Genomic DNA, 15,825 nt, shown 5'->3' with positions numbered 1-15,825 from the left:
GAGGGGTTGGCAAGGGGGGTCAGGAACTGCGACGCGGCTTTTCGCCTAATGGTTGACGTGCGCGAGGACATCTTAAGTTCCAGTCTCGAAGGACCGGATGGGCCCGCAAGCAGACTGTCGGTTTTCCAGAGGTAGCTAGCCTGATCTGCACGCCCGACATGCGGCGCAACTCGGTGGAGGAGCGCCTTTCGCCGGTATTACCAGTTGGTCGCGACGTATTTTGGTTGGAGATATTCAAGCAGGCCGTGATGCCCTCCCTCGCGGCCGAGCCCGCTTTGCTTCATCCCCCCGAACGGCGCTGCCGGGTCCGAAACTAGGCCACGATTGACGCCGACCATTCCACTTTCGATGCATTCGGCGACCCTCAGGGCGCGTCTGAGATCACTACTGTAGACGTAGGATATGAGGCCATACTCCGTGTCGTTCGCCAGCCGGACAGCCTCGTCTTCCGTATCGAAGGGCGTGACCGCTGCGACCGGCCCAAAGATCTCTTCCTTCGCGATGTCGGAATCGGGGGAAACGTCAGCTAGGACTGTCGGAGGATAGAAGAAGCCCTCGCCAGGCCGCGGTTTGCCGCCCGTTTCGATACGCGCCCCACGGGCAACGGCATCCTTCAGCAAGCGATCAACCTTCTCCACGGCCGTCGCGGTAATAAGGGGCCCGAGCTGGGTCGTCGCTTGGAGACCCGGCCCCACTGAAAGCGAGGACATTTCCTGGGTAAGCCGGCGGACAAAAGCGTCGTAAATGCCGCGTTGCACATAGAAGCGATTCGCCGCAGTGCAGGCTTCTCCGCCGTTGCGCATCTTGGCGACCATGGCGCCGGCCACGGCATCGTCCAGATCCGCATCATCGAACACGATGAAAGGAGCGTTGCCGCCGAGTTCCATGGAACAGCTGATGACCCGGTTGGCGGCCTCACGCAACAGGATGCGCCCAACGGCGGTCGAACCCGTGAATGACAGTTTGCGCACCCGACTGTCGTGCAGCATCGCGCTCACCACAGGCCCCGCGGCCGTGGTCGTCACGATGTTGACGGCACCTTCGGGCAAACCGGCTTCCATGAGGATCGCACCGATCGCCAACGCGGTCAGTGGAGTCTCAGCCGCCGGCTTCAGTACGCACGTGCAACCCGCCGCGAGCGCCGGGGCGATTTTGCGGGTCGCCATGGCCGCAGGGAAATTCCAGGGCGTGACGAGAACGGCGATGCCAATCGGCTGGTATTGAACCAGGATTCGGTTTGCACCGCCCGGCGCGTGGCCGATGTCGCCGAGAGTACGCACCCCCTCCTCGGCGTACCATCGGAAAAACTCCGCGGCATAGGTTACCTCTGCGCGAGCGTCCGGGAGGGCCTTGCCGTTCTCCAGAGATATCAGTTGCGCCAGCCATTCGGCACGATCGCGCATGAGCTGGTGGCAGCGCATCAGGATGTCCGATCGCCGGCGTGAGGGTGTTTGCCTCCACATCGTCGCAGAAGCCTCCGCAGCATCGATCGCCCGGATTCCGTCGGCGACTGCGCCGTCTGCGACAGACGCGATCGTGCGCCCGTTGGATGGATCGGCGACATTAAACCGATTGCTGCCGGTTGCACTTATCCATTTGCCGCCCACTAGCAGATCCACAGGAGCGCTTGCAATGATAGCCGCAGCATCCACGCAAAAAGGTTCGATATCCCTTGCTGTCTGACTCACACCCATCCTCTCGCGGCTTTAGAAAACTTGCGCAACCAGTCGGTTGATCGCTGGAACCAATATGAAATTGGTATTGCAACCGGTGTCAATATAGATCAAATTGGTTGCGGAGAAATCTGCCCGATTCGTTCTGGAGTGGCTGCATGACCGTCGTTTTGAGGGATTTCATCGAGGCGGCAGGATTGCAGCCAGGCGACCGGCTGCCACCCGAGCGCGATCTGGCCCTCAAGCTAGGTTTACCCCGCACGGCCCTCCGGCGCATGCTGGCTGAGATGGAGCAAGAGGGGCGCCTGCTTCGCCATGTCGGGCGTGGCACTTTCGTCGCCGAGCGAGGGGCAACTGCCAGCGCTCCGTATCGCGCACACGACGCCTCCCGGAAGGAACTGTGGACCTATCCCGCTGAGGTCTTCGAAGCACGATTAATCATCGAGCCGAAGGTGGCGGCGCTCGCGGCGTTGCGGGCGACCCCCTATGAAACTGAAGAGATGCACAAGGTCATCCAGCATGGCAGTACCGCCGCGACGCTGGCGGAGTTCGAGCGTTGGGACGCCGCGTTCCATCAACTGGTAGTGGTGGCGGCCCGCAATGGATTGCTGGCCTCGCTCTACGAAGGTATTCACTCGCTTCGGGCGGGGCGTCTTTGGGGGCGCATGAAAGAGCTGTCTCTGACGAAAGAGCGTATGCAGGAGTATACGGCTCATCATCGCGCGATCTTACAGGCGATCACTGACCGCGATGGTGGGCAGGCCGAACAAAGAATGCATAGCCATATCTTGACCGCGAGAGCCAACATACTCGGATCGGAGACAATGGGGTGAGTAGGCCTCATCGCCAAAATTTTGAGATTGCCGAACCGAGCGGAATGGCGCTTCGAACGCTAATCGCCTGTCGTTCTATTCAAGGCGGGGCATCTGACACTGTTTTCACGACGGACGCGGTGCGCGCCATCCAGACAAGATGAGGTTCCTGTACCCGGCGGGCCCGTCCCCAAGGAAGAGCAACGTTATCGCCTCTTTGCTTCGGGCTGGCGACGGCGCATCGCACGCTTATCCCGCCATTCGTAAAGGGAATAGACAAGCGGGATGAACCATGGCTTGCCGCGGTAAAACGGCACGGCCTTCGGAGCGGGGTCGAAATCGAAGGCGGACTGCGCCTTTTCGGTTTCGCCGAGGATCTTGAAGGCGGCCTTCTTGCCCAGCCAGCGGGCCCAGACCACTCCGGAGCCGCAGAAGCCGGTGGCGTAAACCGTATCACCCGAGGTGAAAATCCGAGGCACCATGTCGCGATGCATGGCGACCTGGCCAAACCAACTATGCGTCAGGCCGACGCCCCTCAGTTCGGGGAAAATTCGGCCAAGTTCGCTGCGCAAATGGGTGGTCGGCGCCAGCGCGTCACCCGCCGTGGTGCCGTCCCTGCCGCCGAAGAGGATGCGCGATCCGTCCGCCGAAGGGCGATAGTAATAGCTGAGCTGGCGCATATCGCCATACATCATGCGCTTCGGCATCAACCGGTCCATGACGCCTTCTGCCAATGGCTCGGTAGCGATGATGCGGCTGCGCACCGGCACAATACGGCGTCGCAGCCAAGGATCGAAGCCGTCGGTATAGGCATCCGTGCAGATCAGCACCTTCCTGGCGAGAACGTCACCGCGCGACGTTCTCACACGGACCCCGCCGGCCTCGGCGATGGTTCCCGTAACGGCTGTGTTCTCATGGATTACCGCTCCGGTTGCCATTGCCACCCGTATAATACCCGCAAGCAGCTTGGCCGGATGCAGGCCCCCGGTATCCATCCGCACGAATCCACCCGTGTAGAAATCCGTCCCGATATAGGTCGGCACGTCCAACCGGCCAACGGGATGAGCCTCGATGCCCAGAAAGCGCCGCAGTAGATCGGCGGAGCGGCTGAGTTCGTCGCATTCATCAGCGTTGATCGCGCCGACGAACAGGCCGGAGAGATGGAAGTCACACTCCACCTTCTCCTCCTTCAGAAAGGCCCACAGGTCTTCCCGTGCGGCCTTTCCCTCCATCAGGATCTCGGTGGCGCGGGCCCCGCCGAATCTTCTGATCAATTCCTTGCGCCCGGGTCGAATGCTCCCGCTCGCCATGCCGCCATTACGACTGGAAGCCGCCTGCCCCAGCGACTGGCGATCGAAAAGCTGAACACTGCGACCGGCACGAGCAAGCTCGATGGCCGCCGAAAGTCCTGCATAGCCTCCCCCAACGATCGCCACGTCGCATTTGGAGGCGACCCGGCGGACTGGGAGGGGAGAGAAGGTGCAATCCTCCCACCAATAGGGCGTGGATTTGAAGGGGCCAGCGGAATCGGCGGTCATGGGGACATACCAGCTTTTGGTCGGATCGGCGGGCAAGCGCAAACCGGTCAATCGCGTGAGAGCCAGAGTTTGCGCGTGGTTTCGATGGCACGCCATACGCCGGTGAATCCCGGATGCATGACGAAGGCGTCGCCAGCCGCGATGCGGCGCGGCGGGCAGCCATCCTCAGTGAGTTCGGAGACACCCGAAAGGATGTAGCAGAACTCGAAAGTCTCGCCCTTAATCGAACGATAGGCGCCAGGCGTGACCTCCCAGACCCCTGTCTTCACGGCGCCGTCTGCGGTCTGGGCGATATCCCAGCTCAGAAAACGTGGATCGCCCTCCACAAGGCGGTCGGGCAGAGGCTGCCCTTCGCGTGGGCGCGGAAGAACATTCTGGTCGATGAACGTCAACTTGGACATAGGGATGTGGCCTTTCTGCGCGTTGAACGCCGTTCGAACCAAAGTTGCCGCTCCAAAAGCTTCAAGGCAGTCAGTCCGACGACATTGAGGGTGAGGTAGAAGACGGAGGTGATGATGAAGATGTCCATAATGGCGAAGGTTTCGCTCATCAGGCGTTTGGCCCAACCGGTGATTTCGAGCACAGCGATGGTCGAAGCGAGGCTGGATTCTTTGACGATGATGGCAACCTCACTGCTGTAGGATGGCAGCGCTTGTCGCAAAGCCAGCGGGAACTTGATCCGGCGCAAGATAATCCAAGGCGACATGCCGCAGGCTTCCGCCGCCTCGATCAGCCCGCGCGGCAGGGATAAAAACGCGGTTCGAAAGATTTCGGCTGTGTAGGCACCGGTGTTCAACAGGACCGCGAGAATGGCTGCGTGCAGGCCGTCGCCGATCAGCCACCAAATCACCGGGTTGGAGCGAAAGAACCCGACCTGCCCTAATCCGTAGTAGATCACGAATATCTGCACCAGCATGGGCGTGCCGCGAAAGACGGCGCAATAGGCGTCGGCCGCCGTGCAAACCAAGCGATTGCGCGAAGTGCGCGCGAGCGCCACCAGGATGCCGAATGGCAGTCCTAAGCCCACGCCGAACACCGAGATCAGAAGCGTTGTCTTTGCGCCGGTGAGAAGGAACGGAATCGCATAGGCAATAATGGTGAAATCCATTCTAACCTCCGCTGAAGCCGCGATTGATATGGCGCTCAGCCAGGCCGAACAGGGTCTGGCTGACTGCTGTCATGGCGAAGAACAGCGACGCAGCGATGCAGTAAAAGAGAAGTGGCGAGCGCGTGATGCCCGCCGCGATAGCCGCCATACGCATGAGTTCCTGCATGCCGACGATGGAAACGAGTGAAGTATCCTTGATCGTCATCTGCCAGACATTGTTGATCCCGCCGAGAGCAAGTCTCAACGCGAGCGGCAACGTGATTCTGAAAAAGGCGACCGATCGAGGCAACGCCAAAGATTTCGCGGCTTCAAGAAGACCGTTGGGAACGGCTTCCAAAGCGCCTCGCATCACCTCGATCGAATAGGCGCAGGAAATGGTCGCGATGGCGAGGATGCCGATAATGGACGGGTAGGCACTTTCAGCCATGTCTCGGTAGCCGAAGGCAACCGCTATCTTCTGCACCCAGTCGACAGAGCCAAAGAACAGGAGATAGATCACAAGAAGACCCGGCACGCCGCGGACGACGATGCTGTAGACATCGATCATCTGGGACAGCACCGGGACCCGCTGCCAGCGCGCTATGGCAAACGGGACGGCTGCGATCAACCCGATCATCATGCCGACCAGCCCGATGCAGATCGTCACGAACGCGCCGCGCAGCAAAGCGAGTCCCCAGCCCTGCTCCACAACCAGCAACCAGATAGTTTCAAACATGGATGACACCCGTCGGGCCGCCGCGGGCTGCGACGGCCAGTTGTTGCGAGAGGATCACTTCTTGCACGGAATGGTGTAGTCGTCCTTGAACCACTTGAGGGAAGACTGCTTGATCTTACCTCCATCGATCATGTTGCAGAGCGCGGCATCTACCTTAGCCTTGAGTTCGGCATTCCCCTTGCGCATGCCGACACCCATGCCGTGGCCGAGGGTTTCAGGATCGCTCATCGCCGTAATCTTCACATCGATCTTCGTGAAGTTGGCGCCGTCCGGCGTAGCGAGGAAATCCATCCAGGTCGGGGAGTCGCCGAAAGCGGCATCCAGGCGGCCAGCCGCAAGATCAGCGGTCTGCTGAGTGGTGGCATCATAAGTCTTGAGATCGGCGCTGGTCGCCCGCTTGCCGATGAATTTGGCATAGGTCGTGCCTGTCACGACGCCGACACTCTTTCCCGCGAGCGCCTTTTCGATCTCCTCGAGACTCTTGAGCCCGGCAAGAGCGGAATCTTTGGGGACCACGAAATAGAGCGGCGTGGTGGCGTACGGGATGGAGTAGTCGATCTTCTTCTGGCGCTCGGCAGTGATGCCAAGGCCGGAAATGATCACGTCGAAGCGGTCGCTATCCATGGAGGGAACCAGCGAACTGAAAGCCTGCACCACGAATTTGCACTTCATCTTGAGTTCGGCGCAGATACCGTTGGCAACGTCGGCGTCGAAGCCGGTGACGTTTCCGTTGGCGTCGGCCATGCTGAACAGCGGCGCGTCCCCTTCCGTGCCGACGCGTAGGACGCCTTCCTCGGCGTGCGCGGCACCGGCTGCGGCGGCGAGCATGAAACCGGATACAAAAATCGAACGAAACGTTTGAACTGAAAGCATGAGTGTTACCCCTTTTTGTTCTGCTGAAGAAAACCGCGATCACGCGGCGGCTGGCATGACGCTGGAGAGAAACCGTTTCACCGCCTCCGAGGCAGGGTTGCGAAACAACTCTTCCGGCGCATCGTCCTGCTCAAGGATACCTTTGCGCAGGAATATCATCCGGCTCGACACGTCGCGCGCAAACCGCATTTCATGGGTGACGAGAAGGATGGTCGCCCCCTCTTCGGCCAGCGTGCGGATCACCTTCAGCACCTCGCCCACGAGTTCCGGATCGAGCGCGGATGTGGGCTCGTCAAAAAGCATGATCTTTGGTCGCATCGCCAGCACCCGTGCGATCGCCACGCGCTGTTGTTGACCGCCTGAAAGCTGACTGGGATAGCGGTCGCGGAATTCGGCCATCCCCACCTTGGAAAGCGCCGAAAGCGCCATATCCTCGGCCTCCCGCCTTCCTTTCCCGAGCACGTAGACGAGCGCCTCTGTCACGTTGCCGATCACGGTCCGGTGCGGCCAGAGATTGAAGTTCTGGAACACCATGCCAGTCCGCTGGCGAAAGAGCCGGATCTTCGCGCGGTTGGTGATTTCGCTCTTGCCCGGTCGATTGGTGGTGATGGAGATTGCGTCGCCCATCACCTCGATCCTCCCTGAGGTCGGCGTCTCCAGAAAATTTATGCAGCGCAACAACGTGCTCTTTCCCGAGCCAGACGCGCCGATAAGGGATATGACCTCCCCTTCCGCCATCTGGAAAGTGACGTCGTTAAGGATCCTGACCGCGCCGAAATTCTTACTGAGTTCATGGACCTTTAGAACCGGGGCCATGTCACGGCGTCTTCGGTTCCATTCAGATCGCACCCTCTCAACATGGGGCTGGCCCCGGCTGTCCATCGTCTGCGCGAGTTCGTTAAGTGTTAGGCGACTGTGACCATCGCTCCCACTTTCGTCGGTGACGACGCCGTCTATGGCGCTCCTCCTCGAAACGGTTCGATATCCCTTGCTGTCGGTCACGTTCATCGGCTCGCTGCCTCTAGCAACTATTTGAAACCAATCTCGGGATTCTTAGGACCAATATGACATTGGTATCGCAACCGGTGTCAAGATAGATCAAATTGGTTGCGAGAAAAATTTGCAGGAACAGCTTACATTTGGCGCGTCGGATCCAATTCGCGGAATGAAGATCATCGCAGATAATCCGCCCCTCGCCCGGCCTCAGGCGAACATAGACTCGCCTATCGCTTCCTAAACAGAATGGTCGGGCCCGCTCCGCCGGGCCGCCCACGCGTCGCCGCCGGCGCCGAGCCCGCGCCAGCGGCAATTAAGGGACGGCGGCGGCCAGGTGACGGGTTTTAAGGCGGCCGAGGAAACCCAGATCCGCGTGTTCGAGCACGTCGCACATGGCGACCAGATCCCACGCGCCGGCAAGCGTCTCCTCCCAATACCGCCGTCGCGGAACGATTAGCCGCTGCTCGATGTTGATGCGACATCGGATGGCGAATCCATGGAACGGCGCGACAAGGAACAGGAGAACCTTTCCCGGCTCGAACGGGCCGCACAGCGGACCGCCGATCCGAAAACGATCCAGCAGCAGGCGAAAAAGCCCGAGGGAAAGTTCCGCTTCAGCTTCCGCAAGGAAGACCTCTGGTGGACGGCTGGCTTCGCTGCCGCTGCCTTGCTGCTCTTTGCCGTCCAACTCCTCATCAATTGGCACTTGGAATGGTTTGAGGCGCCTTTGCGCGCTCGCGTGCTGAATTATGTCTGGGGCGGCCTTCTCATTTTCGTCATGCTGACGATAGCGAACATCGTCGAAGTCTTTCTCATCGGCCGAATTCCCAATCGCGTTTCGCGTTTCAACCTGAAGCGAATTTTTCGATTGGTCGTCGTGGTCGCCGTCGTCTTCGTGGCCATCTCGGTTCTGTTCGTGAACTGGTACGCCGCCGTCGTTTCGCTCGGCCTGATTTCGCTGACGCTCGGCTTCGCGCTGCAGATGCCGATCTCCAGTTTCATCGCCTGGATCTATATTCTGGCCCGGGCGCCCTATCGCGTCGGCGACCGGATTCGCATCGGCGACGCCCATGGCGATGTCATCGACGTCAGCTATCTCGACACGACGTTGTGGGAATTCGGCGGCGAACATCTTTGGACCGATCATCCGAGCGGACGCGTCATCAAGTTCCCCAACTCCACCGTGTTCGACACGCCGGTCTTCAACTATTCCTGGCCGCTGTTTCCCTATGTCTGGAACGAGATCAAGTTCCAGCTCGCCTACGACAGCGATCTGGAATTCGTGGCGAAAACCATGCGAGAGGTCGTGGACGAGCAGATCGGCGACATCATGAGCCAGAAGGTGAAGGTCTATAAGGACATCCTGTCGAAAACGCCGGTGGACGAGTTGCAAGTGAAGGAGCATCCGGTGGTGCATTTTCGCGTCAGTGAAAATACCTGGCTCGAAGCCATCGTGCGCTACCTCGTGCCGCCGAAGGAAGCTGGGCGCACCAAGACACGCTTGATCAAGGAAATGCTGGCGCGAATGAATGCAGAACCCGATCGCGTGCTGTTTCCGAAGAGCAATTTGCGGTGAACTTCCCGGCAGCTTGGTAGAGCGAGGTCGTTCGTATCCGTCCATGGCTTGTCAGTTCATTGGCCAGACGATCGCCAGCATCGGCACGGCAACAATGACGACAAGAAACGACAGCGGCAGCCCCAGACGCGGATAGTCGCTGAAACGATAGCCTCCCGGCCCCATGACAAGGGTGTTGCATTGGTGCCCGATCGGCGTGAGGAAGTCGCAGCCGGCGCCGATGGCGACAGCCATCAGAAATGCTTCCGGCCTGTAGCCCAGATCGGCGGCGAATTCCGACGCGACGGGCGCCATGACAAGCACGGTGGCGGCATTGTTGAGGAATGGCGTCACGGCCATGGCGGCAACGAGGATGAGCATCAGTGCGCCGGGCGCCGGAAGAATGGTCCCGAACCTGGCAAGCTCTGCGGCGACCAGCGCGGTCGCCCCCGTAGTGCGCAGCGAATCGCTCACCGGGATGAGAACGGCGAGCATCACCAGGATTGGGCCATCCAGCGACTGGTAGACGTCGCGGAGCGGGATGACCTTGAACAGCACGATCCCGACCGCGGCCGCAAAGAAAGCGACGGGAACAGGGAGCAGACCCACGGCAGTCGTGAGCATGGCAAGGGCGAGGATTACCACGGGCACGATACCCTTGCGCACGCTGCCAAGAAGGATAGGCCTTTCCGCCAGCGGCAGGCAGCCTAGTCCGCGCAGTGTCTCGGGCATTGTGGTTGCATTGCCCTGCAACACGACGACGTCGCCGAGCCTTAGCTCGACCTTGGCGAGCCTGCGATCGAGGCGCTGGCCGCGACGGCTGACAGCCAGGAGGTTGACGTTGAAGCGATCGTAGAGGGCAAGTCGCTGGGCCGTCCAGCCGATCAAAGGCGAGCTTTCGCCAATGACGGCCTCGATAGCGACCATCTCGCTGGTGGTGACCTCTTCATTCACCCGATCGCCCGTGACGCTGAGCTTGCCTTGCGAGACAAGGCGATCCAGCGCCGCCGGGTCGCCTTCGAGCAACAGGATGTCGTTCACCTTCAGGACAGCATCGGGCAGCGGCGTCATCCGCATCGTCCGATTGCGCAGGATCGAGGTCACGACGGCATCGCCGCCGGCAAGCTTTATGACGTCGGCGACGGTTTTCCCAAGCACGGTGGAATCGCCGACAACGCGCGCCTCTGTGAGGTAGTCCTTGATGTCGAGGGCTTCATTCAGCGCCCCGCCGAGCTTTTCGCGCACCGGCAACAGCCAATAGAAAGACATTAGGAAGATCATGCCGGCGGCGGCGACAGCCGCTCCGACGGGCGCGAAGTCGAACATTGTAAACGCCGTTCCGGTCAACTGCTCTCGCACCCGGGAAACAACGATATTCGGGGAAGTGCCCACCTGCGTCATGAGACCGCCGAGCAATGACCCGAACGCCATTGGCATCAGAAATATCGATGGCGAGGTGCCGGACCGGCGGGCGAACTGAAAGGCGATCGGGATCATGATCGCCAGCGCGCCGATATTCTTGACGAAGGCAGAAAGGCACGTCACCACGATCACCAGCAGCGCCAGTTGCGAGCGAACTCCCGACAATTTCGGAGCAAAGCGCGCGATGGCGAGTTCCATGATGCCCGATCGCGCTATGCCTGCGCTCACCAGCAGAGCACTGCCGACAATGATCACGATATCGTCGCTAAACCCGCTGAAGGCTTTGTCGAACGGCACAATCCCAACGGCGAGGGCGAGCAGCAGCGCCGCGGCAGCGACGAGATCATAGCGATAGCGACCCCATACGAACGCTGCCATCATCACGAAGGTGACGGCAAACGACAGGATTTGCGGCATGGTCATGTCTTCGGCTGCTCCGCAAGCGGCTGATCAGAACGCCCAGACTGCTCCTTTGTTGCTTTGGCCCGACGGTCTTGGGCTGCTGGCGGAGCTGAAGGCCATCGCGCATGAGCGCGGTCCCCTCGCCCGGCTCAGCCCTCGCGCGCGGGCGAAATTGCCCTATCGCTTGCTGAAGAAGCCGGACAGAATGTTCGGGCCGGCTTCGCCAGGCCGCAGCCTGATGCCGTCCTCGAAGCAGTTCAGCGTCACGCATTCGAACCCGCTGTGGGCGAGCAACGCCACCAGCGAGTCGCGGTCGAAGTGGTGCAAATGCTCGTTGGGGAGACGCATACGCCAGGTTCGGAACCAGGCGTCGCCGTCGGCGCCGAGCTCGCGCCAGCGGCAGTACGGGACGGCGACGACGAGGTGCCGGGTCTGCAGGCGGCCGAGGAAACCCAGATCCGGGATGTGTTCGAGCACGTCGAACATGGCGACCAGATCCCACGTGCTGGCCAGCGCCTCCTCCCAACCGACAAAGCGGACGCCCGCGGGCAGCGGGAACTCGGCGATGTCGTAGCCGGCGCAATCGGCGACCCCGGTTATCTTCGCGGCTTCGATGAAGGTGCCGGTGCCGTACCCAATCTCCAGCACCGAGCGGGGGATCGCGCCGGTCAATCCCAGCACCCAGCCAAGCCGCTGATATCCGAGCTTGATGGTCCGGTCGCTCAGGTCCTCGTAATAGGAAATATATTGCTTGTCGTATTTGATCGGCGTGAAGTCGATCTGGTGGATCACGCCAAATCGGTCCACCTCGTAATTGTCCAACATCAGCGTGCTGCCCTCCGGTTCCCATTCCTTATACGGCGGCGCTAAACGCAGCGTAACTGGCGGGGCCGGCGACGCAGCCAAGCAAGGCGACAGATGAGCGACAGGTAGCCCCACTCGCCATTCCGCTTCGCTCCGCTTTCTGTTTCAATATCTCCTCATTCGCTCGGGAGAATCTCCATCTCAACCGGTCCCTTCGCCCCCCTGCGCCAACGTTTCCTCACCCGCTGCGCGGCTCAGCTCGCGGAGCTGCAGGCGGCGCGCGAGGCGCTGCCCGGCTCCGACCTGACCAAGCTCGCGCATTCGCTCGCCGGCGCGGCCGGCACTTTCGGCTTTGCGGAGATCAGCGTGCGGGCCTCAGAGCTGGAGACGCTGCTCATCGAGCAGGCGGAAAGCGGCGATGTCCGCGCGGCGCTCGATGCCTTAATCGCGGAGATCCAGCGGACGCTGGCCTGACGGCACCCGCCGGGCTCACTTCTTGGCGGCGCCGAGGCCGGTCCTGGTCATCTCGCCCCAGCCCTGGTTGCCGCGCAAGAATTGCCACCAGCCTTTCACGCGCCAGAAATTGTTGAGCTGGCGGTAGCCGAAATTCTCGACCACGGCGGCCGCCGTCAGAACGGCGAGATCCCTGGCGCGCGGAAAGCGCTGCAGCTCGGCCTCTTCCAGGATGAGCGAGCAGACGCTGACGCAGACGCCATAGGTGAAGATCAGCGAAGTGAAGGCCAGGAGATATTCGGCCGACAGGATGCCGAGCAGCCAGAAGGCCGGGATCAGGATATAGCCCAGCACCTCCGCCACCGGCCCCAGAACGTCGACGATGAAGATGTGGCCGAAGCCGAGGAAGCCGACGCGGCCATAGCGCGGGTTCAAGAACATGGCGCGGTAGCGGAAGAAGCATTCGAGCGCGCCGCGCTGCCAGCGCGTGCGTTGCCTCGCCAGAACGCTCAGCGTTTCCGGCGCCTCGGTCCAGCACACCGGCTCGGGAATGAACTGAACGCGGTATTTGCGCTTCTTGTCGCGCATGTGGCGGTGCAGCTTGATCACAAGGTCGAGGTCCTCGCCCATCGAGCCTTTGGTGAAGCCGCCCACCGCCACCACTTCGGCGCGGCGGAACATGCCGAAGGCGCCGGAAACCAGCATCAGCGTGTTGACGCTGCTCCAGGCAAGGCGGGCCATCAGGAAGGCGCGCAGATATTCGACCACCTGGAAGAGCGGCAGCAGGCGGCGCGGCAAATGGACCTCGCGCACCCTGCCGGCCTCGATCTTCGAGCCGTTGGCGATGCGGATCGTGCCGCCCACCGCGATGGTGCGTTCGGGATCGTCGATGAAGGGCTGGGCGGCGCGCATCAGCGCATCGGGCTCGAGGATGGAATCGCCGTCGATCACACAAAAGAGCGGCGCGCGGCAGACATTGATGCCGGCATTCTGCGCGTCCGCCTTGCCGCCATTCTCCTTGTCGACCACGAACAGCCGCTCGGTCATCGGCGAGGAATAGAGGCCGCGGATCGGCTTGTGCGCCAGCGCGTCCTCGTAGGGACGGTGGAACTTCACCAGCTTGAAGTCCTCGATCAGGCGTTGCAAGGTCTGGTCCTTCGAGCCGTCATTGACGACGATGACCTCGAAATTCGGATATTCGAGCGCCAGCATCGAATGGACGCTCTCCACCACATTCACTTCCTCGTTATAGGCCGGCACCAGAAGCGCGATTGGCGGCGCGACCTCGCCGTAGCGCTGCCAGAGCAGCGCCGAGCGCGCCACCGGCGGGCGCTTGGACAGCGCATAGCCGGCGAGGACGAGCTGCAGCAGATAGATTGTCGTCTGCGCCAGCCCCGCCGCGATGATGAACCAGGACAGGATGGTGGCGGCAAGGACGATCTCGTCGCTCCAGTCGGCAATCATGCGGCCGGCCCCTCGGCAAGAATGAGCGAGGCGGTGCGCTGGCTGCGCGAGACCTCGCTGTCGGCAATCTGGCGCAGCAGCCGCTCGCCCGGCTGGCCGAAGGAGCGCAGCGCTTTGGCGGCGGCATAGCGCACGTTCCAGACCTCGTCGTCCAGCAGCCTGGACAGCGGCGGGGCAAGTTCGGGAAGGCCGAGGCGTCCCGCGGACTCGGCGGCGGCGGCGCGCACGTCCCAGTCGTCGTTTGCCATCGCGCTCGTCAGGATCGCCGGTGCATCGGCGTGTCCGGTGAGGCCCAGCGCGCGCAGCGCCGCGGCGACAACCTCGGGTGAGGCATCGCCGGTCAAGCCGGCGAAGAAGGCGGCAAAGCCGAAGCCGCCGGCGCGGGCGAGCGCGTCGATCGCGGCCGCCCTGATGAAGGGCACGGCGTCGACGCGCGATGCATGGATCGCAAGCTCGTTGAAGCGCGTGCGCGGAAAGCGCCTGAACAGTTCGATCAGGCGTCGCGAGCGCTGTCCCGCCACGCCGATCTTGTCCAGCGCGACGCCGAGCAGGGGCAGGCTGCCGAGATCGCAGAGCGCGATGGCGGCGGCGATCCTGACTTCGCGCGAGCGGTCCTGGTCCAGCGCCGAAAGCAGGCTTGCCGTCGCATTCTGCGACCCCAGCGCCGCCAGCATCTCGGCGGCGTGGATGCGTTCGGCCACATTGCCCCGTTCCAGCTGCCTGCCGACGAGGGCCGGCAGGCCGCATTCGTTGAAGGCGACAAGGACGTCATCACGCTCCTCGCCGCGCAGCAGCGAAACGAACTCGAAGCCGGCCTCGATCGCCACGCCCGGCGGCACCGAAAGAATGGCCGTTTTGAGCGTCTGGCGGTCGCGGTCTTCGGTGAAGGCGATCAGCGCCGTCAGAAGCTGCCGCCGCTGTCCGGCTCTGGCGCTGTCCCGGCGCTCTCGCAACAAACGGCGCGCGATCAAAAACAGCATGATCACTAGGGAGAGCGCGCTGAGCAGTATGGAGAGATTCCAGACGTACCACATGGTCAGAACCGCGCCGTCAGCCCGAGCCCGAATATGCTTCGGTCGAATGTCGGGCGTTGTTCATGCGCGATGCTGGCACGCAGCGTCAGCGGATCGCTGACGTCGACGGAGAGGCCGCCAAAGACGGTGCGCGTCGGCACCAGCGTGCCGTCGGAGATTTCGGGGGCGTCGGCATAGCCGCCGAAGAGATTGACATGCGGCGTCACCGCGAGGTCGGCACGAAGCACATAGCCGTCCGCGCGCGTCCCGATATCGTCCTCGGCATGCACCCAGCGGGCGGAAAGCCCCAGACGGCCGTCGAGGAGATAGCCCTGCAGCCAGGGCTGGATGCTGGTGACGTCGGCGTCGGCGAAATTGTCGTAGCGGGCGTCGACGTTGAGCGACAGCGGGCCGAAGACCTTCGCCGGCGCCACGACCTGCCACGAAGCGCCGGCGCCCAGCGAATAGCGCGCCAGAAAGTCGGCATCCGGCGTCGCCGCGGCCAGCGCATAGGCGGAGAAGGCCGGCGAGAAGGCCTGGTCGACGCGGCCCTCGATCTGGACGTCGGTGTTGCCGAAGCGGGTGGCGAGCCGCGTGCGGCCGGAGATCGTCGTTTGGGGCGATAGCCGATAGGAAAGGCCGGCCGAACTGTCGGTCCAGTTGCCGAGCCCGTCGGTGAGATCGCTCACCTCGCTGCCGAGGTCGAGCCGCCATTTGCGCGGCGGCGGCACGGCCAGCCTTTGCTCGACATCGGCGGAACCGGGCTCGATGGCGAGCGCCAGGCTGTAGGCCTGCCGCGCGGCCTCGTCGTCGCCCTCGGCACGGCGCACATCGCCGAGCCCGACCAGCGCCTCGGCATTGCGTGGATCCAGCGCCAGCGCGCGCTGCAACGATTGCCCGGCCCGCTGGTAGTCGGCCTCGAGCAAGGCGATTCTCGCATCAAGGTTGAGGGCCTCGACATTGTCCGGCGCCGAGGCCAGCACATCACCGCCCAGGG

Annotated in this window: 15 protein-coding genes; 3 read left to right on the top strand and 12 right to left on the bottom strand. The window is 62.2% G+C overall.

Annotated elements, in window-relative coordinates; all coding sequences use genetic code 11:
- Positions 1–197: 197 nt before the first annotated feature.
- Positions 198–1,694, bottom strand: coding sequence for an NAD-dependent succinate-semialdehyde dehydrogenase (locus EOA79_RS20230; protein ID WP_095824813.1), 1,497 nt, complete (start codon positions 1,692–1,694; stop codon positions 198–200).
- A gap of 137 nt (positions 1,695–1,831) precedes the next feature.
- Here EOA79_RS20230 and EOA79_RS20225 point away from each other — a divergent pair, with 137 nt between their 5' ends.
- Positions 1,832–2,506, top strand: coding sequence for an FCD domain-containing protein (locus EOA79_RS20225; RefSeq protein WP_095783156.1), 675 nt, complete (start codon positions 1,832–1,834; stop codon positions 2,504–2,506).
- Positions 2,507–2,691: 185 nt separating this feature from the next.
- On the opposite strand, the gene EOA79_RS20220 is transcribed toward EOA79_RS20225, so the two are convergent.
- The 6 genes from EOA79_RS20220 to EOA79_RS20195 form a co-directional block, all read right to left on the bottom strand.
- Positions 2,692–4,023, bottom strand: a complete 1,332-nt coding sequence (locus tag EOA79_RS20220) for an FAD-binding oxidoreductase (protein ID WP_095824869.1) — start codon at positions 4,021–4,023, stop codon at positions 2,692–2,694.
- 47 nt (positions 4,024–4,070) lie between these two features.
- Positions 4,071–4,424 carry a cupin domain-containing protein gene (locus tag EOA79_RS20215; RefSeq protein WP_128293203.1) on the bottom strand — a complete coding sequence of 118 codons (354 nt, stop codon included), beginning with the start codon at positions 4,422–4,424 and terminating at the stop codon, positions 4,071–4,073.
- Positions 4,412–5,131, bottom strand: a complete 720-nt coding sequence (locus EOA79_RS20210; RefSeq protein WP_067329696.1) for an ABC transporter permease subunit — start codon at positions 5,129–5,131, stop codon at positions 4,412–4,414. Before EOA79_RS20210 ends, EOA79_RS20215 begins: the two co-directional genes overlap by 13 nt.
- A 1-nt stretch (position 5,132) precedes the next feature.
- Positions 5,133–5,846: an ABC transporter permease subunit gene (locus tag EOA79_RS20205; protein ID WP_067329694.1), complete on the bottom strand. Its 714-nt coding sequence runs from the start codon at positions 5,844–5,846 to the stop codon at positions 5,133–5,135.
- A 54-nt stretch (positions 5,847–5,900) separates the two neighbouring features.
- On the bottom strand, positions 5,901–6,674 hold the full coding sequence (locus EOA79_RS20200; protein ID WP_245479202.1) for a transporter substrate-binding domain-containing protein: 774 nt from the start codon (positions 6,672–6,674) through the stop codon (positions 5,901–5,903).
- A gap of 84 nt (positions 6,675–6,758) precedes the next feature.
- Positions 6,759–7,535: an amino acid ABC transporter ATP-binding protein gene (locus EOA79_RS20195; RefSeq protein ID WP_067330146.1), complete on the bottom strand. Its 777-nt coding sequence runs from the start codon at positions 7,533–7,535 to the stop codon at positions 6,759–6,761.
- A 676-nt stretch (positions 7,536–8,211) separates the two neighbouring features.
- On the opposite strand from EOA79_RS20195, the gene EOA79_RS20185 reads away from it, so the two are divergent.
- A complete protein-coding gene (locus tag EOA79_RS20185; RefSeq protein ID WP_127335295.1) occupies positions 8,212–9,291 on the top strand; it encodes a mechanosensitive ion channel family protein in 1,080 nt (359 codons plus the stop codon).
- A gap of 51 nt (positions 9,292–9,342) precedes the next feature.
- On the opposite strand, the gene EOA79_RS20180 is transcribed toward EOA79_RS20185, so the two are convergent.
- Positions 9,343–11,115, bottom strand: coding sequence for an SLC13 family permease (locus EOA79_RS20180; protein WP_095801179.1), 1,773 nt, complete (start codon positions 11,113–11,115; stop codon positions 9,343–9,345).
- Positions 11,116–11,271: 156 nt separating this feature from the next.
- On the bottom strand, positions 11,272–11,886 hold the full coding sequence (locus EOA79_RS20175; RefSeq protein WP_245322387.1) for a class I SAM-dependent methyltransferase: 615 nt from the start codon (positions 11,884–11,886) through the stop codon (positions 11,272–11,274).
- A 180-nt stretch (positions 11,887–12,066) separates the two neighbouring features.
- Between EOA79_RS20175 and EOA79_RS20170 the strand changes: the two genes are divergently transcribed.
- Positions 12,067–12,372, top strand: coding sequence for an Hpt domain-containing protein (locus EOA79_RS20170; RefSeq protein ID WP_164748285.1), 306 nt, complete (start codon positions 12,067–12,069; stop codon positions 12,370–12,372).
- A gap of 15 nt (positions 12,373–12,387) precedes the next feature.
- Here EOA79_RS20170 and EOA79_RS20165 read toward each other — a convergent pair whose 3' ends face one another.
- From EOA79_RS20165 to EOA79_RS20155, 3 genes are all read right to left on the bottom strand, one after another.
- Positions 12,388–13,815 (bottom strand): glycosyltransferase family 2 protein, encoded by a 1,428-nt coding sequence (locus EOA79_RS20165; protein WP_164748283.1) that lies wholly within the window; start codon positions 13,813–13,815, stop codon positions 12,388–12,390.
- Positions 13,812–14,849: a HEAT repeat domain-containing protein gene (locus EOA79_RS20160; protein WP_095824818.1), complete on the bottom strand. Its 1,038-nt coding sequence runs from the start codon at positions 14,847–14,849 to the stop codon at positions 13,812–13,814. Before EOA79_RS20160 ends, EOA79_RS20165 begins: the two co-directional genes overlap by 4 nt.
- Positions 14,850–14,851: 2 nt before the next feature.
- Positions 14,852–15,825: YaiO family outer membrane beta-barrel protein (locus EOA79_RS20155; protein ID WP_128293201.1), on the bottom strand; the 974-nt coding region annotated here is incomplete at its 5' end.

This window comes from Mesorhizobium sp. M1A.F.Ca.IN.020.03.2.1 (genome assembly GCF_004023205.1).
In the GTDB taxonomy this organism is placed as follows: domain Bacteria; phylum Pseudomonadota; class Alphaproteobacteria; order Rhizobiales; family Rhizobiaceae; genus Mesorhizobium.
The sequence above is the reverse complement of the archived record's forward strand: the minus strand, read 5'-3'. Positions and strand labels throughout refer to the sequence as shown.